This is a genomic window from Massilia oculi, assembly GCF_017582745.1.
In the GTDB taxonomy this organism is placed as follows: domain Bacteria; phylum Pseudomonadota; class Gammaproteobacteria; order Burkholderiales; family Burkholderiaceae_D; genus Telluria; species Telluria oculi_A.
Genome location: NZ_JAFVIM010000011.1, coordinates 174,262 through 197,856, shown reverse-complemented (window position 1 = coordinate 197,856; position 23,595 = coordinate 174,262). Strand labels below are relative to the sequence as shown.

Genomic DNA, 23,595 nt, shown 5'->3' with positions numbered 1-23,595 from the left:
GTGCTACGCCGACGCCTGTTATGTTCAACTTCGCTTTCCAAAATAGTCCCCGCCAAAATTTAGTGGGGACTACTTTGCGACCGGCGCCGTTCAGTGTCTAGACGGTGCTGATTTGACGCTTACCTTTCAGGCGCGTTCCGGCACGCAGCGTGCGCACCGTGGAACGGCCTTGCCAATGCTGTCCGCGTGCTTCGGCTTCCTGCATCTGCAGGTCGGCATAGCGCCGCGCCTGATCGCCATTCGCATAGGCGTACTGCCCCGGTACGTCATACGTCTCTAACTCTGGGAGTTTATTGTTGCGCACGAAGGATGGAGAGTTGGCGCTGACGCTGCGTTTCGATTTGTAATCCTGGCTCAGCAAGGTGGTAAGCGATGCGTGGAGGCGTCGCTGGGACACCAAAGCTTGCACGGAGTCGGCCTGCTCGACCGGGCTGGCGCCATGAAAGCGGATGCCGTCACCGGCTGCGCTGCTCGCATCCTCCGGCACGGCGCTAGCCTGGGTGCTGTCCGCAAACAGCACCAGCCCGTGCCCGGCATCGTCCTGCTCGACTCGCCAGCCCAAGCCTTCTTCGACCAGCAAGCGACGGACGAAGTCGAGATCCGTTTCCCGGTACTGACAGCAATAGCTGCGCGGGAGAGTCCCTGCCATGAAAGCACTGGTCTCGTCGCTCCAACGCCAGCGCGCCAGCGGCAAATATGCGGCAAATACCGCATCGACGATATCGATCACACGCTTGTCCTGCCACACGCGGCAGTTACGGACATGCTCCAGGCGCCATAGCCAAGGTGAGATCCGAATCCGGTAGCGTGCCAGGCCGCCATCGCTGCCCAACTGCGCAACCTCGCTGATCTCGCCGGACAGGGGAGTACGTGTGCCATCTGCCAGGCTGAGTTCAAGCTTGGCCGTCTGCCCCAGCAAGGCCTGCGGCTGGACGAACGCGCTCGTAGACAGTGCGATTAACTCGCAACCGCCCACGTCCTGTAACCCATCTTCACCGTAGAAAGCCTCGGCCAGAAAATCGCACCGTGCCGCACGACAGTCTCCAATCGTCAGATTCATCAATCTGGATGCGCCTGAATACTCGGCCAATGCGGTCTTGATCTGCTCCGTCAATGCGATGGCCATGTCGAGATGTGCTCCAGATAAACTTATCGGAGACAAGATATCGGTGCTCTGCCGTTTAGATATTGCGTTACGTCATCACTCACCGCGTGAGCTTTGCATCTGACCGCGAGATCACGAAATGCGATGCCATTGTTCTGCGCTGTTCATTACCGCATGCAAGGTCAGGTAGATGATCAGGCTCTTCCGCCCGACTATGATGGGATGGGTCTACTTCATATACAGGAGATTGCCATGCGTATCCCGAAGCTTGCCTGTTTCTTCCTTCTCGTAGTGCTGACCGGTATCACAGCGTCCGCCAAGGCCAAATCGCCAAACCAGGTTCTTGGCACCTGGCGCATGGTGACCGCCCAAATCGACCCGGATGGCAAGAATGTACCGGCCTATGGCGACAAGCCGAATGGCCTGCTCGTGTTCACCGAAGACATGCATTTCATCGAAGTGCTGACCGATGCGACTATTCCGAAATTTGCTTCGGATGTGCGAGGGCAGGGCACGGCCGAAGAAAACCGCGCGGCGATGGCCGGCAGCATCGGTTTTTTCGGCACCTATACGGTGGACAAGGAGGGCGTCTTCAGCGGCAACCGCGTCGAGGCATCGACCTTTCCGAACTGGATCGGGCAGGTGCGTACCCGCAAGGAGTTGCGCCTGGTCGTCGAAGGCGACCGCATGACCGAGAATTTCCAGAGGCCGGACGGCACCAGGATCCGGATCGTCTGGCAGCGGGTCAAGCGTCAGTAGCGGTCACCGGGGCCGACTCTTCCAATCCGATGATCAGGCGGGAATGCGAGCAATGACCTTGATCTCGAAGTCGAAACCGGCAAGCCAAGTGACGCCGACGGCAGTCCAGTTCGGATAAGGCGCTTCAGGAAAGATTTCACCTTTCACCTTCATCACCGATGCAAACTGTTTTTCGGGATCGGTATTAAACGTGGTGACGTCGACAATATCGTCAAACCCGCACCCAGCCGCTTGCAGCGTCGCCTCGAGATTCGCGAAGGCGAGGCGAACCTGGGCCTCGAACTCAGGCTCGGGCGAACCGTCGTCGCGGCTTCCGACGTGGCCCGACACGAAGAGAAGATCGCCTGACCTGATTGCCGCCGAATAGGTCTGTTTCACGTAAAGGTCGTGCCGGCCAGCGGGGAAAACGGCGTCGCGCACACTCATGATGATTCCTCCTGGGATAGTGAGTCAATAATTTAGTAACCACTTCACCATATTTTGCCGTAACCTCCTGTGCTGTCGCGTCCGCTTGCGCGGTCTCTGCTCAGGAGGGTCCGCCTTCAGCTGACGGCGACGACATTGTTCAATGCTCGATTGGAGCACGCTCCCGCTCCCGCAGCGTCTCCAGCACATGCCGCGTCATGCTGCTGGCCAACTCCTCTTCACCAACGAACACCCGCCCACCCGTCTCCGCCCGCAGCAGTTCGGCCTCCTTGTCGTTATGCGTCCGCACCACGCAGCGAATCGACGGATTGAGCGCCTTCGCAATCTCCACCATCTTGCGCACGTCGAAGGTATCCGGCGTCGCGATCACCAGCATCGCCGCCTTGTGGATATGCGCCTGGATCAGCACCGCCGGCTCCGCCGCATTGCCCACCACCGCCGGGATGCCGCGCTGGCGCGCCTGCTCGACCAGTTCGCGGTGCTGCTCGGCCAGCACGAAGTGAATCCCGCGCGCCGTCAGGTCGTCCGCAATGCGCCGCCCGACCCGCCCGAACCCCACCAGCACCACCTGGTTGCTGAGCTTTTCGCGCGAGGTCGTCATCGGCAGTTCCGCCAGCGGATCGGCCGGCCGTTCCAGCTTGCGCGCCAGGTGCATCAGGTGATTCTGCTTGCCGAACCAGCGCTGCGCCGGCTCGATCGACGAAAACACCAGCGGATTGAAGGCGATCGAGATGATGGCGCCGGCCAGGATCAGGTTCTGGCCCAGCTCCGGCAGCAGTCCGAGCTGCATGCCCAGCGCCGCCAGGATGAAGGAGAACTCGCCGATCTGCGCCAGGCTGGCCGACACCGTCAGCGCCGTATTGAGCGGATAGCGCAGCGCCAGCACCAAAACAAAAGCAGCGAGCGACTTGCCGACCACGATCACCAGCACCACGCCCAGCACGTGCAGCGGATTGTCGACCAGGACCATCGGATCGAACAGCATCCCGACCGAGACGAAGAACAGCACCGAGAACGCATCGCGCAGCGGCAGCGATTCCTCGGCCGCGCGGTGGCTCAGTTCCGATTCGCGCAGCACCATGCCGGCGAAGAATGCGCCCAAGGCGAACGATACGCCGAACAGGCTCGATGACGCATAGGCGATGCCGACCGCCGCCGCGATCACCGATAGCGTGAAGAGCTCTCGCGAGGCGGTCCTGGCCACGCGCCACAGGAACCACGGGAAGACCTTGCGTCCGACGATCAGCATGAAGGCGATGAAGCCGCCTACCTGCAACAAAGTCATGCCCAGCGCCGGCCACAGATCGAGCCCGGCATCGCCCTTGCCGCCCAGCGGGCCGGCGAGCGCCGGCAGCATCACCAGCACCAGCACCATGACGAGATCCTCGACCACCAGCCAGCCCACCGCGATGCGGCCGTTCATCGAGTCGAGCACGCCGCGCGCCTCCAGTGCGCGCAGCAGCACCACGGTGCTCGCCACCGACAGCGCCAGCCCGAACACGATGCCCGCGCCCAGGCTCCAGCCCCACCACCACGACAGCGCCATGCCCATCCCGGTGGCCACGCCGATCTGCAGCAGGGCGCCGGGCAGGGCGATGCGGCGCACGTCGAGCAAGTCCTTCAGCGAGAAATGCAGCCCCACCCCGAACATCAGCAGCATGACCCCGATCTCCGCCAGTTGCGAGGCCAGGCCGATGTCCGCCACGAAGCCCGGCGTGGCGGGGCCGATGAAGACGCCCGCGGCCAGGTAGCCGACCAGCGCCGGCAGTTTGAGGCGCACCGCCAGCATGCCGAATATCAGGCCGAAGCCGAGTGCGGCGGCAATCGTGGTGATCAGGCTTAATTCGTGGTGCATCAGGGCGGCGGCTTATCAGGTTGGGATTTCTTTAGTATAAGTCAGCAGTATGTACAGGCCATGAAAATACCGACAGGCGTCGATGCGCCGCAGGCGCGTCGTCCGGGCGTGAAGTGCGATAGCATTGGCATATTGTCACTACCGAGCCAGAGCCGCATGGAAAAACAGGATGAACTGCGCCGTTCCAAACGGATCGCCCTCGGCTTCTTCGTGGGCGCGGCGGCGTTGTTCGTGATCAGCCTGCTGCTGCCGTACACCTGGTGGACCGGCCTGCTGCGTGCCTTTTCCGAAGCGGCCATGGTCGGCGCGCTGGCAGACTGGTTCGCGGTGGTGGCGCTGTTCCGGCGCGTGCCGATCCCGATCGTGTCGCGCCATACCGCGATCATCCCCAGCAACAAGGACAAGATCGCCGACAACCTGGCCCTGTTCGTGCGCGAAAAATTCCTCGACACCGATTCGATCATCAAGCTGATCCGGCGCCACGATCCGGTGCAGAAGGTGGCCGAGTGGCTGGTCAAGCCGGCCAATACGGAGCTGATGGGCGCCCACCTGGTGCGGGCCGCGACCTTCATGCTCGACTTCATCGAAGACGGGGCGGTGCAGAACTTCATCCGCCGCGGCGTGCACACGATGGTCAAGAGCGTCGACCTGTCGAAGTCGAGCGGCGCCATCCTCGAGAGCCTGACCCGCGGCCGGCGCCACCAGGAACTGCTCGACGAAGGCATTCGGCAATTGGCGCGCTTGCTGGACAACGCGGACACGCAGGACTACATCGCCCAGGGCATCGTCGAATGGCTCAAGGAAGACTATGCCTTCATCGAAAAGATGCTGCCGTCGGATCTCATCGGCCGCAAGGGCGCCGACATCGCCGTGCGCCTCGCCGCCGGGGTGCTGAACAAGGTCGCGGCCGATCCCGAGCACCCGCTGCGCCAACGCTTCGACGACTACGTGGCCGGCTTCATCGAGCGCCTGAAAACCGATGCCTCCTTCCTGGCCAGGGCCGACGACGTCAAGCGCTACCTGCTCGAGGACGAGGCCCTCAATGCCTATCTCGGTTCGCTGTGGGCCGAACTGAAGGCCTGGCTCAAGCGCGACCTGGAAAGCGAGGATTCCAGCCTGCGCCGCCGTATCGTCGCGATGGGCGCCTGGATCGGCAAGGTGCTCAGCGAAGATCCGGCATTGCGCCAGTCGCTGCACGAGAACCTCGAATCGGCCGCGCGCGGCGTGGCGCCCGAATTCGCGGGCTTCCTGACGCGCCACATCGCCGACACCGTCAAGCAATGGGACGACCGCGAGATGTCGGCCCAGATCGAACTCAATATCGGCAAGGACTTGCAGTACATCCGCATCAACGGCACCATCGTGGGCGGCATGATCGGCGTGACCTTGTACCTGCTGTCCCACCTGCCCGCGCTCCTGAACTGAAGGCCTCCACCATGCACACGCTCGCACTGAACGACTGGCTCGCCGCCCACCCCGAGGTCGAGCGCATTCCCGAGCGCGACCTGTACGTGGTGGCGCGCTATATGGTTCCCATGGATGCCAACCTGGCCCAGGGCTGCCTGGAAGCCTCCGGCATCCCCGCCATGCTGGCGGACGCCCACCTGATGCAGACCGACCTGTTGCTGGCGCCGGCCCTGGGGGGCGTGCGCCTGCTGGTCGATGCCGAACACGTGCAGCAGGCGTATTCGGTGCTCGAAGCGCTGGCGCGCGGCGACTATGCGCTCGACGAACACGCGCCGGATGGCGAGTGGCATAAGGCTGAGTAGACCGCGTCGATAAGTGGGGTGACGCACGAATCGATAGCGGCCTGCGGCGTAGGCTGGCCTTTTGCGATCGAAAGGAGAGCTATCATGCCCCAGGGTGATAAATCGTCGTACACCGACAAGCAGAAGCGTCAGGCCGAGCACATCAAGGAAGGCTATGAGAAGAAGGGCGTCGGCAAGAAGGAGGCCGAGCGCCGTGCCTGGGCCACCGAGAACAAGGTCTCGGGGGGCGGCAAGAAGAATTGATGCGGGCGGGCGCATCTGGCGCCCGATTCGATGACGGCAGGCGCCCGTTGCGAGGGGGCACGATGCACCCATTTGCGCCACCAGGCCTGTGCGCAGATCCTGCAATTCTTCAATGCGCGTATTGATGGCCCTCATGTTGTCCATCAGAAGTCGCGCGATCGCCGCTTCTGATTCGGGTGCGTCCTACAACGCCGGCAAGTTCTCGCCGATCTCAGCCAGGCTGAATCCCAGCGGCTGGGTGAGCCGGATATAGCCGACCAGATGCACCGTATCCGCCGTATCACGCCGATAACCGTTTGTGCCGCGCGCAGCGCGGATCAGTCGACGCTTTTCAGAGACTGACTTCGGTCGCTAGCGCCAGTTCACCAATATTCATCATTCCTCCCATCGAGGCTTGACCTTTAGGCTGGGCCTTTCAGTCGAGGAGAGAGTCATGCAACATTCCCATTAAGTGAAATTCGTGCGCCTGAGCGCTTGGTATGACCTCGTCATCATGGCCGGCTTTGTGACTCGCCACGCATAATGTCGTGCCCAAGCCAGATTCATTTCCCAATAGAGCAACATTGCTGCCGTATGATCGCCATTTCATACGAACATCCATATTTATGAAAATCTCGCCGGCCCTGCGTACCGCAGCAATCATGCTGATCATCTTTCTCGTCTGGCTGATCGCCTATCCGGTGGCGCTGACGCTGCCCGATGCAACCTTCAACGATCCGTTCGAAAAAGTCTTCAATGGGCTGAACGTACTGTTCACGGCGCTGGCTTTCGGCGGTGTGGTGATCGGCTTGCTGCTTCAGGTCGAGCAGACAGAGGATGCCCGGCGCGAAGAGATCGAACGCTCGATCTTCGAGTTGTTCCAAGCATTTACCAGCCTCGAATTCCAGCACGTCAAAGACAGTGCGTTCCGCACCTTGCTCGCCGCGGTGAAGGATCGCGACTATGCGCAATTCCTTGCGAGTCGTCTCTTCGTCGTCGAGCAGCTACCGCTGCCGACCGGCACGATGCATATATTGCGCGAGCTCGATGACGCCAAGCGCGACCTGTCCGACGCAGACATCGTGCAGGCCGACCGCGCCGATAGGCTCATGCTCGACAATATGTTGAACTTCTTCGCGATGCTTGCCCAGCGTGAATCGTCCGCGACCGTCATCAAGCACTGCGACTTTGCCTACGACTGGTGGCGGCCAGTGTTGTGGATGGTTGGCCAGTTGCAGCAGGATCGTTATCAAGCGTCGACGCAGATCCAGACCTATTGCAAAAATCAGCTGATCACTGTCACGCTCGTAGCACTGGACAAGGTATATGGGCACACGCCGCTGACCTCCCGCGAGGAGGTCTGGGATTATGTGACCACCCATCCCAAAATGCAGGCGTTCGGACTGGACCCGCGGTTTTCGGAACGCTGAAACAACAACGGCCCGGTTCTTGCGAACCGGGCCGTTCTGTATTTGGTGGTGATAGGTGGACTTGAACCACCGACCCCAGCATTATGAGTGCTGTGCTCTAACCAGCTGAGCTATATCACCGAAACTGACAAAGCAAAAATGGCTTGACTCGTTGGAGAGCCAAGCCATTCGCTTGGAATTCTTGGTGGTGATAGGTGGACTTGAACCACCGACCCCAGCATTATGAGTGCTGTGCTCTAACCAGCTGAGCTATATCACCGCAACGACCAATATTATCGGGCGCGACCGGTTGCGTGTCAAGATCGTGGCGTGTTCCGTGCAGAAAAATGTCGCGCCGATGTCATTTACTTAACGTCGCCAGGTGATCCAGCATCGCTCCCGCCGGGTCTGGCCCCAGGCAGTCGATCACGACCCGGTCCGGCATCGCGCGCAACCAGGTGATCTGGCGCTTGGCCAGCTGGCGGGTGGCGATGATGCCCAGTTCACGTAATTCTGCGCGGTCGATGTTCCCATCCAGGTAATCCCAGGCCTGGCGATAGCCGACGCAGCGGATCGACGGGAGCGCAGGCGACAGGTCGCCGCGCGCGCGCAGGCGCGCCACCTCCGCTACCAATCCTTCGTCGTCGCTATCGCCCAGCATCTGGTCGAAACGCAGCGCGATGCGCTTGTGCAGCACGGCGCGGTCATCGGTCTCCAGGCCGAACGACACCAGCTCGAACGGCAGCTCGGGCTTGGAACGCTTTGCCAGCAGTGCCGACATCGGCTGGCCGGACAGTTGATGGATTTCCAGCGCGCGGTTGATGCGCTGGGCGTCGTTCGGCGCCAGGCGCGCGGCCGTCACCGGATCGACCGCGCGCAGCTTCTCGTGCATGCCGGGCCAGCCGATGCGCGCTGCCTCCGCATCGAGCGCGGCGCGCACGCCCGCATCCGCCGTCGGCAGGTCGTCCAGGCCGTCGACCAGTCCCTTGAAATACATCATCGTGCCGCCCACCAGCAGCGGCAGCTTGCCGCGCGCCGTGATCTCTCGCACCAGGCGGATGGTGTCGGCGCGGAACTGCGCCACCGAATACGCCTCGAGCGGATCGAGGATGTCGATCAGGTGATGCGGCACGGCGGCCAGTTCGGACGGCAGGGGCTTGGCGGTGCCGATGTCCATCCCGCGATACACCAGGGCCGAATCGACCGAGATGATCTCTACCGGGCGGGTTTGCGCGATGCGCAGGGCGCTAGCGGTCTTGCCGGACGCGGTCGGGCCCATGATGGCCACGGCCATTGGTTTCTTCATCTCGTTCATCTTACTGGCCGCGCAAGAACAGTTTATCGAGCGCGGAGATTTCGAGCTGGACCCAGGTCGGGCGGCCGTGGTTGCACTGGTCGGCGCGCTCGGTGCTTTCCATCTGGCGCAGCAGCGCGTTCATCTCGGGCACTGCCAGGATGCGGTTGGCGCGCACCGCCGTATGGCAGGCGAGGGTGCCGAGCAGCTCGTTCCTGCGCTCGATCAGCACGCGCGAGCCGCCATATTCGCGCACGTCGCGCAGCACGTCGCGCGCCAGCGTCTGGGCGTCGGCATTCTTGAGCAGGGTCGGCACGCTGCGCACGGCGAGCGTGGTCGGCGACAGGGCGGCGATGTCGAAGCCCAGCGCCTTCAGGGTGTCCTGGTGCTCGGTCGCGGTGGCGACTTCGATCGCGTCGGCGTAGAAGGTCACCGGAATCAGCATCGACTGCACCTGCATCTCCTGGCCCTGGGCCTGGGCGTCGAGCGCATTCTTGATCTGCTCGTAGAGGATGCGTTCGTGGGCCGCGTGCATGTCGACCAGCACCAGGCCGCGGGTATTCTGGGCCAGGATGTAGATGCCGTGCAGCTGGGCCAGTGCGAAGCCGAGGGGGAAGTCGTCGTTCGACAGCGGGCGGTCCGACGCCGATAGCGGCACGTCCATCGGGGCGGACGAAGGCGCAGGCACCGTGGTTGTCGCATCCGACTTGAACAGCGCGCCATATGCTTCGGTGCGCTGCGCCACGCCGCCTTGCGTGGATGGATCATCCCAGCGGCTGCCGGCCGGATACGGCGACGGCGAAAAGGTGGATAGCTGCGACCCGAACGAGGTCTGCTCGTGCGGCCGCATTTGCGGCTGCGATGGCGATTGCGACAACTGCCACAGCGGCGTCCCGCTCGGCCGCACCTCGGCCGCCGTGATCGGCGCCGGCACGCTGCCGTGCGCCGTGGCCGAGGTCTGGGCCAGCGTGCGCTGCACCGCGTGGAACACGAACTGGTGCACCGCGCGGCTGTCGCGGAAGCGCACCTCGATCTTCGACGGGTGGACGTTGACGTCGACCAGCGCCGGATCGAGGTCGAGCGACAGCACGTACGAGGGGAAGCGGTCGCCGTGCAGCACGTCCTGGTAGGCGGCGCGCACCGCGTGCACCAGCACCTTGTCGCGCACAAAACGCCCGTTCACGTAGAAGAACTGGCCGTCGGCGCGCGCCTTCGAGGCCGTCGGCAGGCCGACGTAGCCGTGCAGGTGCAGCGGACCGGCCGATTCATCGAGTTCCAGGCGCGCCTCGGCGAAATCGCTGCCGAGGATGTGGGCGCTGCGCTTGGCCGCTTCGCTCACGTTCCAGTGGTCGATCGTGCGGCCGTTGTGCGACAGGCTGAACGACACGTCCGGACGCGCCAGCGCGATGCGGCGCACGACTTCGGCGCAGTGGCCGTATTCGGTCTGCTCGGATTTCAGGAACTTGCGGCGCGCCGGCGTGTTGAAGTACAGGTCTTGCACGTCGATCGTGGTGCCGCAGGCCCCGGACGACGGCGCGACCGTGCCTTCGTGCGAGCCGACGATTTCCCAGGCGTGGGCCGCATCCGGCGTGCGCGAGGTGATGCGCACTGCCGCCACCGAGGCGATCGAGGCCAGCGCCTCGCCACGAAAGCCCAGCGTGCCCACGTTCTCGAGGTCGTGCAGCGAAGAGATCTTGGAGGTCGCATGGCGCGCCAGCGCCAGCGGCAGCTGTTCCGGCGCGATGCCGCGGCCATTGTCGGTGATCGCGATGCGCTTGACGCCGCCTTCTTCTAGACGCACGGTGATCTGGGTCGCGCCCGCGTCGAGCGCGTTTTCCAGCAGTTCCTTGACGACGGCCGATGGCCGCTCGACCACTTCGCCGGCGGCGATTTGCGAGATGAGCTGGTCGGGGAGCTGCTGGATGGGGCGGTGGGTCGGGGCAGGGGCGTTCATGCCGCGATTATATCGCGCTGCCACGCCCCCGGATCGTCAACGGCTTATTGCTGTTCGCGCACGGGAACCGGCACATTGCACAGGTCGATGGCGCCGGCCGCGACCTTGGTCCACGGGCCGCCGCGGTTGCGCTGGGCCTCGATCACGGCCTGGAAGGCGGCGCTCTCGGTGCGCATCACCTCGAGCTTGCTGCGTTCGGGCAGCGGCACGTCGGCCGCCAGGCGCACGCTGGCGATCGGCGTGCGCTGTTCTTCCTTCTCGTAGAAGCCGGCGGCGGCCGTCCCGCGCGGCATCACGGTAAGCAGCGGCATGCCGGACACGATGCGGCCGACCACGGTGATGTTGCGGTCCAGGTGGCGCGGCGCGTGGCCGATCACCGTGTACAGCTGCGAGCCGTTGCCCGTATTGGACCCTTCGTCGCGCGCCACGCCGACCATGGCGTAGCAGTGCGGCAACCAGGTTTGGCCGGCCTTCGGGTCGCGCGCTACCGGGAAGCCGTTCACGTGGCCGACCTGCGGCGCGTAGACGTCGCGTTCCCTCAGTTGCGTGAACGCGCCGGTGCCTTTCGCGGGCACGGTGAATTCGGCGTCCACGGTCTTGGCGGCCTTGAACGGGCGTGGCGTTTCCTCGTCCGGATCGCCCCATTGCACCACGAAGCCATCTTGCGCGCGCATGATCCACAAGCCGTCGAAATAGCGCTCGCGCACCAGCGCGCGAACGTTCGCGGCCGCCTTCGGCGCGAAGTTCGGCGCCAGTTCCATGACCACGCGGCCGGCCGGCAGTTCCATGTAAAGCGTGTTCTCGGGATCGAGGGGGCGCCAGTCGCCCGGCTTGGACGCCTTGACCACGTCCGCCACCGAGGGCTTGGGCGGCAACTCCTTGCCGGACCCAGACGGTGCGGCGGCGGCGTCGTGCGCGAGCACGGCAGCGAGCGCCATGGCGGTGATTGCGTGGATCGTGGTCGCTGCCTTCATGGATTCTCCATTTGGTTATTTGTATCAGGCAATTGTAGTCGAGCGTGAGGTCTGTACAAACTTGGCCGGCACATCCTTTGCCTTAGTTGACAATTGGTGTAAATAAGTCGGCAAAACGCGTAAATTCAGCGCCTTTTGTTGCCGCGACGCACTCAAGTTAGCTGCGCCGGGTCCGATAAGGATAGGGTAAGCACACTATCTGGACACCCATGCGTAACCTGATCGCACTATTCGCCCTGAGCCTGGTCACCGCTCTGGCGAATGCGAACGATGCAGCCCCCACGACCAAGCCGGCGGTTGAGAAACCGATGGCGATTGCCTCGATCAAGCCGAACCTGCGGCCTGGCGCGGCTACCCCTGCTGCTGCCCAAAAATCCGAAGAAGATGCGGAAGTCGACCTGTCGGTCCGTATCGCCGAAAAACTGGCCGAGCTGCGCGCCAAGCAAGCCCTGCGCGCCGAGGACGCCGCACGCGCACGCCGCGCCGCGGAAGCCCGTCGCAAGAAGGAAGCCGCAGTCGCCGCCGCTGCAGCCATCGAGGCCGCCAAGCCGAAGAACGGCACCCACTGGACTTATGAGGGCGAGTTCGGCCCCGAGAACTGGTCGAAGATCAATACCGCCTGGGCTGCCTGCAATACCGGCAATCGCCAATCGCCGATCGACCTGCGCGACGGCATCAAGGTCGACCTGGAGCAGATCAACTTCGACTACCACCCGAGCTCGTTCAACGAGATCGACAATGGCCATACGATCCAGGTCAACGTCGCGGGCGGGAACTTCCTGAGCGTGGGCGGCACGACCTACGAGCTGCAGCAATTCCACTTCCATCGCCCGGGCGAAGAGCGCATCAACGGCAAGGGCACCGAGATGGTCGTGCACCTGGTCCACAAGAGCTACGACAACAAGATCGCCATCCTGGCGGTGCTGCTCGAGCGCGGCGACGCCAATCCGATGATCCAGACCGTATGGAACAATCTACCACTGGAAAAGCACATGACGGTGACGCCATCGATCGTGCTCGACGTGAACGAGATCCTGCCGGCGCGACGCGACTACTTCACCTATATGGGCTCGCTGAGCGAGCCGCCGTGCACCGAGAACGTGCTGTGGCTGGTGATGAAGCAGCCGATGACGGCGTCGCCCCAGCAGATGGCCTTGTTCTCGCGGCTTTATCCATTCAATTCGCGGCCTGTGCAGCAGGCGAATGGGCGGATGGTCAAGGAATCGATGTAAAACAAAAAGCGCGCCGAGGCGCGTTTTTTATGATCAGGTCACAAGTGGGGTCAGGTCTGACATTCGGACACGACCTGGACTGTGCCACCAAGGGCGATTGCAGAGGCCGTGTCCGAATGTCAGACCTGACCCCGATTTGCTTATATCGTCAGGAAACGCGGTAACGCCCTTCCCACACCGCACCCGGCGCCAGCTCGACCGGACTCAACTGTGCCGGCTCGATGCACACGAAGCGCTGGTACTCGTCGTCTTCCATGTCGGCCAGCGCGGCCGTATCCGCGGCGCCCGGATTCCACACCACGGCATCGCCGAAACCTTCTTGCTCCAGCGTCAGTACGCGCGCCCAGGTGCCCAGGGTGATGTTGCCGGCAATATTTTCATAAACCACGTCGAGCTTGTCCGCGATCGCCAAGGTCCCGGCCTCGAGCCCCTCGATGCGCACGTCCGCCAGGTGCGGCACCAGGTGATAGGTGTGCAGCGCCGCCGCGAACGGGAAGGGCGCCTCGCCCGCGTTGCGCACGCTGAGGGCCATCTCCAACTCATTGGCGCGTACGGTCACGCGCAGCGCCAGTGCGAAGCGGTGCGGCCAGGCGGTGGCGGTTGCCGGCGCCAGGTCGGCCTCGTTCAGGCCGAACTCCGCCCACGCCGCCTCGCCCTTGATGCCGTGCCGTTCCAGGCGCCAGGTGCTGAGGCGTGCAAAACCATGGCGCATGCCGTCGCCGCGTTCGCCAAATTGCGGAAAGATGACGGGCACCCCGCCACGGATCGCGCGGCTGCCGTCCAGGGCCGAGCGGCTGCTGAGGAACATGCGCTCGCCGCCGTCGGCGCCATGCCACGACACCAGGTGGCCGCCATACAGGGTGACGACGGCGCTGGCGCCGTCCGGCGCCGTGATGCGAATCGCGGGCAGTTGCCCGAAGGTGATGTTTTCCATGATGGGGTCGGGCTCAGGTCTGGCGGCTCTTGGCCATGGGCGGATTATCGGCGAAATAGCGGCGGATGCCATTCGTGATCGCATTGGCCAGCTGGTCCTGGTAGCCGTCGTCGTTCAGGCGCGCTTCTTCCTGCGGGTTCGAGATGAAGGCGGTCTCGACCAGGATGGACGGGATGTCCGGCGCCTTCAGCACGGCAAAGCCGGCCTGCTCGACCGAGGCCTTGTGCAGGCGGTTGATGCCGCCGATTTCCTTCAGCACGGCCTTGCCCAGCTTGAGACTGTCGTTGATCTGGGCCGTGGTCGACAGGTCGAACAGCACGCTGGCCAGGTGCTTGTCATTGGTGCCCGTCAGATTGGCGCCACCGATCAGGTCGGCCTTGTTCTGGTCGTTCGCCAGCCAGCGCGCCGCGCTCGAGCTGGCGCCTTTTTCCGACAGCACGAACACCGACGAGCCGCGCGCGGTCGGCGAGATCCAGGCGTCGGCGTGGATCGAGACGAAAAGGTCGGCCTGCACCTTGCGCGCCTTTTGCACGCGCGTGCCCAGCGGCACGAAGAAGTCGCCGTCGCGGGTCAACATCACGCGCGTATTCGGCATCTGCTCCAGCTTGGCCTTGAGGCGCTTGGCCACCGCCAGCACGATGTCCTTCTCGCGGCTGCCCTTGGCGCCGATCGCGCCCGGGTCTTCGCCGCCATGGCCCGGATCGAGGGCGATGGTGATCATGCGCGCCACTTTCTGCGCGGGCGCCGGGGCCGGGCTGCGCGTCGGCGGCGGCTGCACCGCCACGACGGGCGCCGTGCCCTTCAGCGCCGACATTTCGGCTTCCAGCTTGGCGATCGCGTCCGGGCCGGCATTCGGCTGGGTGCGCGGGACGGCGGGCGGCGGCACGGGAATCTGCACCGGCGGCGTGCCGGTGGCGGGATTGGGCGAGGCCGGCGCGCCGGCCACCGGCGTGCTGGCGACGGGATCGCCCAGGGCCGGCTGATCGGCCGCCAGGGTCGTGGTCGGGCCCGGACTCCAGTCGCCCTGTTCGATCAGGGCGGCGATCGGGTCGACCGGGGCGGCCGGATACAGGTCGAACACCAGGCGGTGCTGGTAGCCGGCCACCGGGGCCAGCGTAAACACCTGCGGCTTGATCTCGGCCTTGAGGTCGAACACCAGGCGCACCACGTTCGGGCGGTTCTGGCCCACCCGCACCTGCTTGATGTACGGATCGTTCGGCTCGATCTTGGCCACCAGGCTCTTGAGCGTGTTGCTCAGGGCGAGACCGTCGATATCGACCACCAGGCGCGGCGGATCGGGGATCAGGAAGTGTTCGGCCTTGAGGTCGGTGTCGTTTTCCAGCGTCACCCGGGTATAGTCGGGGGCGGGCCAGACACGGACGGCCAGGATTTCATTGGCGCTGGCGTGCAGCGGGATGACGGACAGCAGCAGCGTGCCGCCGGCCTTGAGCAGGACGCGGCGGCGCGAGGACGAAGGTGTCACGCGGGCGGCTGGGGCGGCAGAAGGGGGGCGAGACGGTCGAGGCATAGCAGGCCTAATTCGGACAACGCCTGCAATTCTACATCACGGCCGGGCCCGCTAACGTTGAGCAAGACACGCAAGTCGGGCGGCGGCAACACCGGATCGCCTTTTTCGGGCCACTCGACGATGCACACATTGCGCCCGTCGAAGTCCTCGCGAAAGCCCGCGTCCAGGAATTCTTCCGGACTCGACATGCGGTACAGGTCGTAGTGGATGACGTTCAAAGGCTTGCCATCGAGCATCACCCGATACGGTTCCGACAAGGTATAGGTCGGGCTTTTCACGGTGCCGGTGTGGCCCGCCGCCTGGATCAGCGCGCGGGTGAGGGCGGTCTTGCCAGCGCCGAGGTCGCCGTGCAGATAGATCACCAGGCCCGGCTGCAAGGCGCGCGCCAGGGCTGCGCCGAGGGCGGAAGTGGCGGATTCGTCCGGCAGATAGCGCTGCAAGCGCGATTTAAAAGGCTGCATCGAATAAAATAGCGAGTTGTTCTGCGTGATTTCTTGCGGTATGTCCACTTCCCCCGACCCTGCCCCCGACCTGCCCCAGCTTGCGCGCGCCATCAAGGCGTGGGGCAAGGAGCTGGGCTTTGCCGACGTGCGCATCGCCGACGTCGACCTGGGCCACCTGGAGGCCGGCCTGCAAGCCTGGCTGGACGCGGGTTACCACGGCGAGATGGATTATATGGCAAGCCATGGCATGAAGCGTGCCCGTCCCGCCGAACTGGTGCCGGGCACGGTGCGCGCCATCGTGGCGCGCATGGATTACCTGCCCGCCAGCGGCGACGGCGACTGGCGCGCCGGAGAGCGCCTGCGCCAGCAGGATCCGGATGCCGCCGTGGTCTCGGTCTACGCCAGGGGCCGCGACTACCACAAGGTCTTGCGCAACCGCCTGCAGTCGCTGGCCGGCCGCATCCAGGACGCGATCGGCCCGTTCGGCTTTCGCGTGTTCACCGATTCGGCGCCGGTGATGGAGTTGCCGCTGGCCGAGAAGGCCGGCCTGGGCTGGCGCGGCAAGCACACGCTGCTGCTGTCGCGCGCGGCCGGCTCGACCTTCTTCATCGGAGAAATCCTGGTCGACCTGCCGCTGCCGGTCGACCCGCCCACCGGCGCCCATTGCGGGCAGTGCCAGGCATGCATCGACCTGTGCCCGACCGGGGCGATCCTGGGACCGGGCAAGCTCGACGCGCGGCGCTGCATCTCTTACCTGACGATCGAGCTCAAAAGCAGTATTCCGGAAGCGTTGCGGCCCCTGATCGGCAACCGCATCTATGGTTGCGACGATTGTCAGGTGGCCTGTCCGTGGAACAAGTTTGCCCAGCGTGCGTCGGTGCCGGATTTCGACGAGCGCAACGGCCTTGGCGAAGGCGACCTGGTTGGCCTGTTCGCCTGGGACGAGGAAGAATTCAACCGCCGCATGGAAGGCAGCCCGATCCGCCGGATCGGCCACGAACGCTGGTTGCGCAACCTGGCAGTGGGATTGGGAAATGCCGCCGAGAAAAAGCGCGGAGATACGGCCATCGTGGCTGCCCTGCAATCCCGGCTCGATCATCCGTCCGAACTGGTGCGCGAACACGTCGCCTGGGCCCTGGCGCGCCACGTCGCCTGAGCCGGTATGAATCAGGCCATCAGATCTCGATGCGCTTCAGGCGCAGGGCCGACCAGTCGCCGTCGATCGAGATCATGGCCACGCCGGTGATGCCGTTCTCCTTGGCATAGGCATTGATCGAATCGCGGTTGATGTCGGTGGCCTTGGAGGCGGTTTGCTTGAGATAGGCGATCCACAACGAACCCTTCTCGCCCAGCTTGCGTTTGGCGACGTCGAAATAGTGCTCGAGATCCTTGCGGTGCATGCAGAACATCAGGATCACGTCGAAGGGACCGTCGCCCTCCTTGACGATCTCGGCCGGCATCTGGGCCGCCACGGTCGGATTGACCTGGCCATTGAGCACCAGCATCGATTTCGCCGTTCGTAAAAACATCTTGTCTGCAACTGTCTTTTCGTTCATTGGAGTTTCCTAAAAGAGAGTGGCATCGCGGCGCCCGGGGCCGCGGCGCGTTCAAGACTATTTTACAAGGCTTCCATTGAGAGGTTGGAACGCTTGACTCACGACAAGGTCGGCAAAAAGGGAGAGGCCGCGCGAATGCGCGGCCGATTTATTTCAACAACCCGGCCAGTTCGACGGCCGTCTTGACCTGCATCTTGTCGAAGATATGGGCCCGATGCACTTCGACCGTGCGCATGCTGATGCCCAGTTTATCGGCCACCACCTTGTTCATCATGCCGGCCAGGATCAGGTCGAGCACTTCGCGTTCGCGCGCCGACAGGGTGGCCAGGCGCGCCTGCACGCCGGCCGAGGCGGCCGCCTTGCGCGAGGCGGCGAGGGCTTCCTCGACCCGGTCCATCAGCTGGTTGTCGTTGAATGGTTTCTCGAAGAAATCGAAAGCGCCGCGCTTGAGCGAGTCGACCGCCATCGGCACGTCGCCATGGCCGGTGAGAAAGATCACGGGCAGGCGCGGCAGCAGGCCGCGCTTGATCAGGTCGTCGAACACGGCGATGCCGTTCATGCCGGGCATGCGCACGTCGAGCAGGACGCAGTCGCCGCTGACGTCGAGGTCTTGCAGGGCGTCGAGGAATTCCTGGCCACCCGCGTAACCGCGCGCCGGCAGGCCGCGCGATTGCGCCAGCCAGGCGAGCGAATCGCGAATGACTTCTTCGTCGTCGACGATGTGCAGCATGCAGGTCTCCGTAGTGGCGGGATGGGCTTCCCGCCTTGTCGCTTTTCTAGTAAAGATGGCGCATCGGGTGAACACCGGCGCGCCGCAGACCGAATTTTAGCCTAGCGCCCGGCTGGCCGCTTGGGCCGGCAGCGAAAATGTAAACACGGTGCCCCCGGCCGGATGCGGCGCATGGCTCAGGGTGCCGCCATGGAACTCGATCGCGGTGCGGCAGATCGACAAGCCCATCCCCATGCCCTCGGCACGGGTCGAATAGAACGGAGAAAACAGCCGCTCAGCTACTTCAGGGGCGATGCCGTGGCCGCGGTCGATCACCGCCACCGCCACCTGCCCGTCCGTATGCGTCGCCTCGATGCGCAGCACGCGCTGGTCCGGCGCCGTGTCCTGCATGGCCTGGATCGCATTGCGGGTGAGGTTGAGCAGCACTTGCTCCAGCATCACGCGGTCGGCCAGCACGGGCGGCAAGCCGGGCGGCAATTGCACCCGCAGCGCCACGCCGGCCTGGCGCGCCTGCAGCTCGATCAGGGCGTGCACGTTGGAAATGATGCTGCGGATCGTCACCTCCTGGCGCAGCGGTTCGCGCTTCTTGACGAACTCGTGCACGCTGCGGATGATCTGGCCGGCACGCTGGGCTTGCTGGCGCGCCTGTTCCAGCGCGTGGCGCAGCATGCCCGGCTTGAGGTCTTCGCCGGTGCCGGCGGCGCGCTCGAGCATGTTCAGGGCGCCCACCGTGTAGCTGGAAATCGCCGCCAGCGGCTGGTTCAGCTCGTGCGCCAGCATCGACGACAACTCGCCCATCGTGGCCAGGCGCGCGCTGGCCTGCAGCTTTTCTTCCTGTTGACGGTTGAGTTCCTCCACCCGCTTGCGGTCGGTAATGTCGAGTACCGAGCTCATCCAGCCGGTATGGCGGCCGTCGACGTCGACCAGCGGCGCCTCGAACACCAGCACCGGCACCCGGGTCCCGTCCGGGCGCTGGAACACGGTCTCGAATTGCGGCGTGACCTTGCCCGACAGGATGCCCTGGAAGCGTTCCTCGTATTCAGCGGTCGCTTCCGGCGCCCAATAGGCCATCGGCGGCTTCTTGCCGATCAGTTCTTCCGGCGGATGGCCGACGATCTGGCAAAAGGCGCGGTTGACATAGGTGACGCGGCCCTTCAGGTCGCGCGCGCGCAGGCCGGTGAGCAGCGAGTTCTCCATCGCCGTGCGGAACGCCATCTGCTGGCGCAGCGCGCTTTCGGCCGCCAGCGTGCGCGAGATGTGGCGCCACAGCGCGGCCAGGCTGGTCAACAGGCCCAGGGCCAGCACGATCACCGAGCCGACCAGCAGGTTCGGCAGCAGCTGCGGCGCGCGCTTGACGCTGTTGGTCGACAGCACCAATTGGGCGCCGGGGAGGTCGAGCTCGCGCTGGTGGGTGTAGACGCCGCGTCCCGGGCCGCCGGCGGCGCGGCGCGCCACCGTCTGTTCGTCGCGGTCGACCAGTGCCAGGGCATTGTCCTGGGCGAACCACCAGGGCACGGTCTCGTCGAGCAGCACCTGCAGGCTGTAGGTCGCGACCAGGCTGCCCACGAACTGGCCGTTGCGCAATAGCGGCAGGTAAAAGTCGATCAGGCCATGGGTGGATGGCGTGGCGCCATACGGTTCGCTGTAGCGGCCGCGCCGGATCGAGCGCGCCATTTCTCCGGCCAGCATCGTGGTCTCGGGCAGGCCGGCGGCGGGCAGGTCGGCGCCATGGCTGTCCAGCACGGCGCCAGAGGCGTCGCTCCAGACCACGCGCACCAGTTCCGGGCCATTGACGAACATCTGGCGGAAACGCGCCTGCAACTTCTCCGGCGGAAGCGGCGCGACCACCAGGTCGGCGCCGAGGGCGCTGAGGGCGTCCTCGCTGCGCGCCAGCTCGAAGCGCAAGGTCTGCTCGACCCACAGCGTGTCCGCAATCAGCTGCTCTTGGCGCTCAGTGCTTTCCATCTGGCGCGCCTGCCAGGGCAGCCAGATCAGCACGGCGAGGAACAACAGCACCAGCAGCATCGGCACCAGCCAGCGCCAGAACCGCCAGGCGCGGATGCGCGCGCGCGGTTCCGACATGGGCTGGGCGAACGGAATTTTCATGCATGAGTCCTGTATTGGTTAAACTGTCCGGCTGTTGTGGAAGTCCACGATGGCGGTCGACCACGGTGCGGCACAGACTTGCGTGCGGCAGTGCATCCGCCAGTGTAAGGGAAGCGCCTCGATGCTTTCCAAGGTTTTAGAGTCTATTAGAAAGAATCAGACCGTCATGCAGATCAAGACCCTGGTCGCCACAGCCCTGTTCGCGCTGGCGGCGGCCGCGAGTGTCGACGCCCTGGCGCAGGGACCGATCGTCATCAAGTTCAGCCACGTGGTGGCGCCCGATACGCCGAAGGGCCGGGCCGCCGAGCGTTTCAAGGAGTTGGCAGAGCAAATGACCGGCGGCCAGGTCAGGGTGGAAGTGTATCCCAACAGCCAGCTGTACAAGGACCGCGAGGAACTCGAGGCCCTGCAGCTGGGCGCGGTGCAGATGCTGGCGCCGTCGCTGGCCAAGTTCTCGCCGCTGGGCGTGCGTGAATTCGAGGCGTTCGACCTGCCATATATTTTCCCGGACAAGGCGGCGCTGTACAAGGTGACCGAGGGAAGGATAGGGCGCGACCTGCTGCGCAAGCTCGAGTCCAAGGGCATCACCGGCTTGGCGTTCTGGGATAACGGCTTCAAGATCATGTCGGCCAACCAACCCTTGACCTCGCTCAAGGATTTCGAGGGATTGCGCATGCGTATTCAGGCGTCCAAGGTATTGGATGCGCAGATGCGTGCGTTGGGCGCCCAGCCGATGACGCTGGCTTTTTCAGAGGCCGCACCCGCCCTGCGCGATGGCGTGGTGGAGGGTACCGAGAACACGCCGTCGAATATGTACACCCAGCGCATGCACGAGACGCAAAGCCACCTGACGGTGTCCAACCACGGCTATCTGGGTTACGCGGTGATCGTTAACAAAAAATTCTGGGATGGCTTGCCGGCCGCCACCCGCAATACCCTGGCGCGTGCCATGCGCGAAGCCACGGTGTACGAAAAAAAGATCGCCCAGCGCGCCAACGATGACGCCATGGAAGCCATCCGCCAGGCCGGCACTACGACGATCCACACGCTCACCCCGGCCCAGCAGGCCGAATGGCGGCGTGCGATGCAGCCGGTATATGGGCAGATGGAGAGCCGGATCGGCAAGGAAACCGTGCGTGCCATCCTGCGTGAAGTTGGGCGCTGACGGGGGCAGGGATCGGGCTTTTGGATGGCACGCCGCCATGCGCCTACAGCATATGGGCAATGGCGTTTTGTTTATAAGTAAAATAATTTTCCAAATTTGTGGCCGAAAAGATACATTTTCTGCAAGAACTTGCGTTATGATGGGGCTCATTCGCACTGTCATGGTGCGCAGCAGTGCCAAGAACAAGCAACAGAAGCGGCATGCAAGGTTTTTGGGGGAGCATTGATAAAAGCACGGTAATCCATACCGGAGACATTCGAGGAGACACCACGTTTGACAGAAGTCGCTGGCAACGACCACGCGGCCGGAAACGTGACCCGAATTGGAGCGCACCCGAGGGTGCGCTTTTTTTTCGCCCGAATGGTCTAATAGTTGGCCCCATGCACGCTGCCCGGTTAAGATGCCTGGGCAACACATTGCTCAGTAGACCCATCATGAAGACCGATCCTGCCAGCCAGATTTTCAATGCCATCGTGCCCGCTCCTTTCGGCGCGCTGGGCATCCGCACCGCCGACGACAAGCTGCGCGAAGTGGTCTACCTGCCGCCTTCGTTCGAAGAAAAAAGCCCCGACAGCGCCATCGCCCAGCAGAGCGCCGAGCAGCTCGCGCGCTACCTGGCCGACCCCGATTTCACCTTCGACCTGCCTTTGACGGCGGTCGGCACCGAGTTCCAGCGCAAGGTGTGGCAAGAAATCAGCGCCATCCCGCGCGGCGCCGTACGCACCTATGGGCACCTGGCCAAGGTGATCGGCTCGCATCCACGCGCCGTCGGTCAGGCTTGCGGCGCCAATTGGTTCCCGCTGGTCATTCCCTGCCACCGGGTGACGGCATCCGGCGGCCTGGGCGGCTTCTCGAACCAGAACGACGAGAACGGTTTTCATCTTTCGGTCAAGCGCTGGCTGCTGCGGCACGAAGGCGCGACCGCCGCTCCATGGCAGCAGCAGTCGATCTGGCCCTGATCGACGAGTTCTGCGACACGCTCTGGCTGGAACAGGGCCTGGCGAAGAACTCGCTCGACGCCTACCGGCGCGACCTGCGCCTGTTCGCCGGCTGGCTGGACGCCAAGCGCCCCGGCCGCGGCCTGCTGGCCGTGGGGCCGGAAGACCTGGCCGCCTATTTCGCCGACCGCCACCCGGAGTCGCGGCCGAGCACGGCCAATCGCCGGCTGTCGGTGTTCAAGCGCTTCTATGGCCTGCTGCTGCGCCGTGGACAGATCGCGACCGATCCCTGCCTCAAGATGCCGTCGGCGCGCCAGCCGACCCGCTTCGTGCATACGCTGACCGAGGACCAGGTCGAGGCCTTGCTGGCTGCCCCCGATATTTCGACGCCGTTGGGTTTGCGCGAGCGCACGATGCTGGAGCTGATGTATGCCAGCGGCTTACGGGTATCGGAACTGGTGGCCCTGAAACTGGTCGAAGTGAGCCTGAACGATGGCGTGTTGCGCGTGACCGGCAAGGGCAGCAAGACGCGCCTGGTGCCGTTCGGCGAAGAGGCGCGGCGCTGGCTCGAACGCTACCTGAAGGATGCGCGCGGCATCATCCTGAACGGCCAGGTCGACGACGCCCTGTTCGTCACTGGCCGCGGCGGCCCGATGACGCGTCAGATGTTCTGGATCCTGGTCAAGAAACACGCGTCGAAGGCCGGCGTCACCGGTCCGCTGTCGCCGCACACGCTGCGCCACGCCTTCGCCACCCATTTGCTGAACCACGGGGCCGACCTGCGCGTGGTGCAATTACTGCTGGGCCACGCCGATATTTCGACGACCCAGATATACACCCACGTGGCGCGCGAGCGCCTGAAACGGCTGCACGCACAGCATCATCCACGTGGATAGCGTAAGTCGGTAAACGCAGAGTAGTCCATAATGGCTGTGCAGATGCAGCATTTTCCTTGAATTCAACACGTCGAGGTGACTATGGCACGGAACAATTTTTCGTACGAAAAGCGTCAACGGGAACTCGAAAAGAAGCGCAAGGCCGAAGAAAAAGCCAAGCGCAAGCTGGAAGCGAAGAACGCGCCGGCCGACGGCGCCGAGGCCGTGCAGCCCGATGGCGATGCGGACGGCGAAGCAGAGGACGCTGCGCCGGGCGAAGAGCGTACCTCCGCCGCGGCGCCGCCGAGCCTGGCCTGAGCG

General features: G+C 64.2%; 24 protein-coding genes and 2 tRNA genes. 11 read left to right on the top strand and 15 right to left on the bottom strand.

All coding sequences use genetic code 11. The annotated features are described in order from the left end of the window. Positions 1-97 precede the first annotated feature (97 nt). Entirely contained in the window at positions 98-1,126 is a 1,029-nt protein-coding gene (locus J3U95_RS14935; protein ID WP_229519849.1) for a type VI secretion system Vgr family protein, read from the bottom strand. Positions 1,127-1,357: 231 nt separating this feature from the next. Between J3U95_RS14935 and J3U95_RS14930 the strand changes: the two genes are divergently transcribed. Beyond that, positions 1,358-1,864, top strand: a complete 507-nt coding sequence (locus tag J3U95_RS14930) for a lipocalin-like domain-containing protein (RefSeq protein WP_208279342.1) — start codon at positions 1,358-1,360, stop codon at positions 1,862-1,864. Positions 1,865-1,897: 33 nt separating this feature from the next. Here J3U95_RS14930 and J3U95_RS14925 read toward each other — a convergent pair whose 3' ends face one another. Both J3U95_RS14925 and J3U95_RS14920 read right to left on the bottom strand, forming a co-directional pair. Then, on the bottom strand, positions 1,898-2,290 hold the full coding sequence (locus J3U95_RS14925; protein WP_208279341.1) for a RidA family protein: 393 nt from the start codon (positions 2,288-2,290) through the stop codon (positions 1,898-1,900). A 139-nt stretch (positions 2,291-2,429) separates the two neighbouring features. Continuing rightward, positions 2,430-4,145, bottom strand: coding sequence for a cation:proton antiporter domain-containing protein (locus J3U95_RS14920; RefSeq protein WP_208279340.1), 1,716 nt, complete (start codon positions 4,143-4,145; stop codon positions 2,430-2,432). Positions 4,146-4,301: 156 nt separating this feature from the next. On the opposite strand from J3U95_RS14920, the gene J3U95_RS14915 reads away from it, so the two are divergent. From J3U95_RS14915 to J3U95_RS14905, 3 genes are all read left to right on the top strand, one after another. Then, complete coding sequence (locus tag J3U95_RS14915; protein WP_208279339.1) at positions 4,302-5,570, top strand: DUF445 domain-containing protein; 1,269 nt, start codon at positions 4,302-4,304, stop codon at positions 5,568-5,570. 11 nt (positions 5,571-5,581) lie between these two features. Further along, positions 5,582-5,914, top strand: coding sequence for a putative signal transducing protein (locus J3U95_RS14910; protein ID WP_208279338.1), 333 nt, complete (start codon positions 5,582-5,584; stop codon positions 5,912-5,914). Between the two features lie 84 nt (positions 5,915-5,998). After that, on the top strand, positions 5,999-6,157 hold the full coding sequence (locus J3U95_RS14905; RefSeq protein ID WP_208279337.1) for a hypothetical protein: 159 nt from the start codon (positions 5,999-6,001) through the stop codon (positions 6,155-6,157). 415 nt (positions 6,158-6,572) lie between these two features. Here J3U95_RS14905 and J3U95_RS14900 read toward each other — a convergent pair whose 3' ends face one another. Next, entirely contained in the window at positions 6,573-6,809 is a 237-nt protein-coding gene (locus J3U95_RS14900) for a hypothetical protein (RefSeq protein ID WP_208279336.1), read from the bottom strand. Between J3U95_RS14900 and J3U95_RS14895 the strand changes: the two genes are divergently transcribed. Then, positions 6,799-7,566 (top strand): hypothetical protein, encoded by a 768-nt coding sequence (locus tag J3U95_RS14895; RefSeq protein WP_208279335.1) that lies wholly within the window; start codon positions 6,799-6,801, stop codon positions 7,564-7,566. The two genes, J3U95_RS14900 and J3U95_RS14895, sit on opposite strands and share 11 nt — an antisense overlap. A 43-nt stretch (positions 7,567-7,609) precedes the next feature. Here the strand turns inward: J3U95_RS14895 and J3U95_RS14890 are convergent. The 5 genes from J3U95_RS14890 to J3U95_RS14870 all read right to left on the bottom strand — a co-directional run bounded on the left by J3U95_RS14890 (position 7,610) and on the right by J3U95_RS14870 (position 11,767). Beyond that, positions 7,610-7,686, bottom strand: a tRNA-Met gene (locus tag J3U95_RS14890). Between the two features lie 62 nt (positions 7,687-7,748). Continuing rightward, positions 7,749-7,825, bottom strand: a tRNA-Met gene (locus J3U95_RS14885). An 81-nt stretch (positions 7,826-7,906) separates the two neighbouring features. Next, positions 7,907-8,860, bottom strand: a complete 954-nt coding sequence (miaA, locus tag J3U95_RS14880) for a tRNA (adenosine(37)-N6)-dimethylallyltransferase MiaA (RefSeq protein ID WP_208279334.1) — start codon at positions 8,858-8,860, stop codon at positions 7,907-7,909. 1 nt (position 8,861) lies between these two features. Next, the gene (gene mutL / locus J3U95_RS14875) at positions 8,862-10,793 is read right to left on the bottom strand and encodes a DNA mismatch repair endonuclease MutL (RefSeq protein ID WP_208279333.1); all 1,932 of its coding nucleotides are present in this window, start codon (positions 10,791-10,793) and stop codon (positions 8,862-8,864) included. A 44-nt stretch (positions 10,794-10,837) separates the two neighbouring features. Further along, entirely contained in the window at positions 10,838-11,767 is a 930-nt protein-coding gene (locus J3U95_RS14870; RefSeq protein WP_208279332.1) for a peptidylprolyl isomerase, read from the bottom strand. Positions 11,768-11,976: 209 nt separating this feature from the next. Here J3U95_RS14870 and J3U95_RS14865 point away from each other — a divergent pair, with 209 nt between their 5' ends. Then, a complete protein-coding gene (locus tag J3U95_RS14865) occupies positions 11,977-12,999 on the top strand; it encodes a carbonic anhydrase (protein WP_208279331.1) in 1,023 nt (340 codons plus the stop codon). A gap of 148 nt (positions 13,000-13,147) precedes the next feature. Here J3U95_RS14865 and J3U95_RS14860 read toward each other — a convergent pair whose 3' ends face one another. From J3U95_RS14860 to tsaE, 3 genes are read right to left on the bottom strand one after another with little or no spacing between them, the layout of a single operon-like run. After that, positions 13,148-13,933: a D-hexose-6-phosphate mutarotase gene (locus tag J3U95_RS14860; protein ID WP_208279330.1), complete on the bottom strand. Its 786-nt coding sequence runs from the start codon at positions 13,931-13,933 to the stop codon at positions 13,148-13,150. A gap of 13 nt (positions 13,934-13,946) precedes the next feature. Beyond that, positions 13,947-15,461 carry an N-acetylmuramoyl-L-alanine amidase gene (locus J3U95_RS14855; protein WP_229519848.1) on the bottom strand — a complete coding sequence of 505 codons (1,515 nt, stop codon included), beginning with the start codon at positions 15,459-15,461 and terminating at the stop codon, positions 13,947-13,949. Beyond that, positions 15,413-15,922, bottom strand: a complete 510-nt coding sequence (gene tsaE / locus J3U95_RS14850; RefSeq protein WP_208279328.1) for a tRNA (adenosine(37)-N6)-threonylcarbamoyltransferase complex ATPase subunit type 1 TsaE — start codon at positions 15,920-15,922, stop codon at positions 15,413-15,415. The genes J3U95_RS14855 and tsaE overlap by 49 nt, the downstream gene beginning before the upstream one ends. Before the next feature lie 40 nt (positions 15,923-15,962). Here tsaE and queG point away from each other — a divergent pair, with 40 nt between their 5' ends. Then, a complete protein-coding gene (queG, locus tag J3U95_RS14845) occupies positions 15,963-17,060 on the top strand; it encodes a tRNA epoxyqueuosine(34) reductase QueG (RefSeq protein ID WP_208279327.1) in 1,098 nt (365 codons plus the stop codon). A gap of 19 nt (positions 17,061-17,079) precedes the next feature. Here queG and J3U95_RS14840 read toward each other — a convergent pair whose 3' ends face one another. From J3U95_RS14840 to J3U95_RS14830, 3 genes are all read right to left on the bottom strand, one after another. Further along, entirely contained in the window at positions 17,080-17,460 is a 381-nt protein-coding gene (locus J3U95_RS14840; RefSeq protein WP_208279326.1) for a DUF3052 family protein, read from the bottom strand. 148 nt (positions 17,461-17,608) lie between these two features. Next, positions 17,609-18,190 (bottom strand): response regulator transcription factor, encoded by a 582-nt coding sequence (locus tag J3U95_RS14835; RefSeq protein ID WP_109346373.1) that lies wholly within the window; start codon positions 18,188-18,190, stop codon positions 17,609-17,611. Positions 18,191-18,286: 96 nt separating this feature from the next. Further along, entirely contained in the window at positions 18,287-20,296 is a 2,010-nt protein-coding gene (locus J3U95_RS14830) for a two-component system sensor histidine kinase NtrB (RefSeq protein ID WP_208279325.1), read from the bottom strand. A 166-nt stretch (positions 20,297-20,462) separates the two neighbouring features. Between J3U95_RS14830 and J3U95_RS14825 the strand changes: the two genes are divergently transcribed. The 4 genes from J3U95_RS14825 to J3U95_RS14810 all read left to right on the top strand — a co-directional run bounded on the left by J3U95_RS14825 (position 20,463) and on the right by J3U95_RS14810 (position 23,592). Continuing rightward, positions 20,463-21,461: a TRAP transporter substrate-binding protein gene (locus tag J3U95_RS14825; protein WP_208279324.1), complete on the top strand. Its 999-nt coding sequence runs from the start codon at positions 20,463-20,465 to the stop codon at positions 21,459-21,461. 434 nt (positions 21,462-21,895) lie between these two features. Beyond that, the gene (locus J3U95_RS14820) at positions 21,896-22,420 is read left to right on the top strand and encodes a methylated-DNA--[protein]-cysteine S-methyltransferase (RefSeq protein ID WP_208279323.1); all 525 of its coding nucleotides are present in this window, start codon (positions 21,896-21,898) and stop codon (positions 22,418-22,420) included. Next, entirely contained in the window at positions 22,393-23,295 is a 903-nt protein-coding gene (gene xerD / locus J3U95_RS14815; protein ID WP_208279322.1) for a site-specific tyrosine recombinase XerD, read from the top strand. Before J3U95_RS14820 ends, xerD begins: the two co-directional genes overlap by 28 nt. Before the next feature lie 81 nt (positions 23,296-23,376). Further along, positions 23,377-23,592, top strand: coding sequence for a hypothetical protein (locus J3U95_RS14810; RefSeq protein WP_208279321.1), 216 nt, complete (start codon positions 23,377-23,379; stop codon positions 23,590-23,592). Positions 23,593-23,595 lie beyond the last annotated feature (3 nt).

Bases quoted from the DNA above. Each gene is read 5' to 3' on its own strand.
- J3U95_RS14935 (WP_229519849.1), bottom strand. From the start codon at position 1,126: ATGGCCATCGCATTGACGGAGCAGATCAAGACCGCATTGGCCGAGTAT.
- J3U95_RS14930 (WP_208279342.1), top strand. From the start codon at position 1,358: ATGCGTATCCCGAAGCTTGCCTGTTTCTTCCTTCTCGTAGTGCTGACC.
- J3U95_RS14925 (WP_208279341.1), bottom strand. From the start codon at position 2,290: ATGAGTGTGCGCGACGCCGTTTTCCCCGCTGGCCGGCACGACCTTTAC.
- J3U95_RS14920 (WP_208279340.1), bottom strand. From the start codon at position 4,145: ATGCACCACGAATTAAGCCTGATCACCACGATTGCCGCCGCACTCGGC.
- J3U95_RS14915 (WP_208279339.1), top strand. From the start codon at position 4,302: ATGGAAAAACAGGATGAACTGCGCCGTTCCAAACGGATCGCCCTCGGC.
- J3U95_RS14910 (WP_208279338.1), top strand. From the start codon at position 5,582: ATGCACACGCTCGCACTGAACGACTGGCTCGCCGCCCACCCCGAGGTC.
- J3U95_RS14905 (WP_208279337.1), top strand. From the start codon at position 5,999: ATGCCCCAGGGTGATAAATCGTCGTACACCGACAAGCAGAAGCGTCAG.
- J3U95_RS14895 (WP_208279335.1), top strand. From the start codon at position 6,799: ATGCTGATCATCTTTCTCGTCTGGCTGATCGCCTATCCGGTGGCGCTG.
- J3U95_RS14900 (WP_208279336.1), bottom strand. From the start codon at position 6,809: ATGATCAGCATGATTGCTGCGGTACGCAGGGCCGGCGAGATTTTCATA.
- miaA (WP_208279334.1), bottom strand. From the start codon at position 8,860: ATGAACGAGATGAAGAAACCAATGGCCGTGGCCATCATGGGCCCGACC.
- mutL (WP_208279333.1), bottom strand. From the start codon at position 10,793: ATGAACGCCCCTGCCCCGACCCACCGCCCCATCCAGCAGCTCCCCGAC.
- J3U95_RS14870 (WP_208279332.1), bottom strand. From the start codon at position 11,767: ATGAAGGCAGCGACCACGATCCACGCAATCACCGCCATGGCGCTCGCT.
- J3U95_RS14865 (WP_208279331.1), top strand. From the start codon at position 11,977: ATGCGTAACCTGATCGCACTATTCGCCCTGAGCCTGGTCACCGCTCTG.
- J3U95_RS14860 (WP_208279330.1), bottom strand. From the start codon at position 13,933: ATGGAAAACATCACCTTCGGGCAACTGCCCGCGATTCGCATCACGGCG.
- J3U95_RS14855 (WP_229519848.1), bottom strand. From the start codon at position 15,461: ATGCCTCGACCGTCTCGCCCCCCTTCTGCCGCCCCAGCCGCCCGCGTG.
- tsaE (WP_208279328.1), bottom strand. From the start codon at position 15,922: ATGCAGCCTTTTAAATCGCGCTTGCAGCGCTATCTGCCGGACGAATCC.
- queG (WP_208279327.1), top strand. From the start codon at position 15,963: ATGTCCACTTCCCCCGACCCTGCCCCCGACCTGCCCCAGCTTGCGCGC.
- J3U95_RS14840 (WP_208279326.1), bottom strand. From the start codon at position 17,460: ATGAACGAAAAGACAGTTGCAGACAAGATGTTTTTACGAACGGCGAAA.
- J3U95_RS14835 (WP_109346373.1), bottom strand. From the start codon at position 18,190: ATGCTGCACATCGTCGACGACGAAGAAGTCATTCGCGATTCGCTCGCC.
- J3U95_RS14830 (WP_208279325.1), bottom strand. From the start codon at position 20,296: ATGAAAATTCCGTTCGCCCAGCCCATGTCGGAACCGCGCGCGCGCATC.
- J3U95_RS14825 (WP_208279324.1), top strand. From the start codon at position 20,463: ATGCAGATCAAGACCCTGGTCGCCACAGCCCTGTTCGCGCTGGCGGCG.
- J3U95_RS14820 (WP_208279323.1), top strand. From the start codon at position 21,896: ATGAAGACCGATCCTGCCAGCCAGATTTTCAATGCCATCGTGCCCGCT.
- xerD (WP_208279322.1), top strand. From the start codon at position 22,393: ATGGCAGCAGCAGTCGATCTGGCCCTGATCGACGAGTTCTGCGACACG.
- J3U95_RS14810 (WP_208279321.1), top strand. From the start codon at position 23,377: ATGGCACGGAACAATTTTTCGTACGAAAAGCGTCAACGGGAACTCGAA.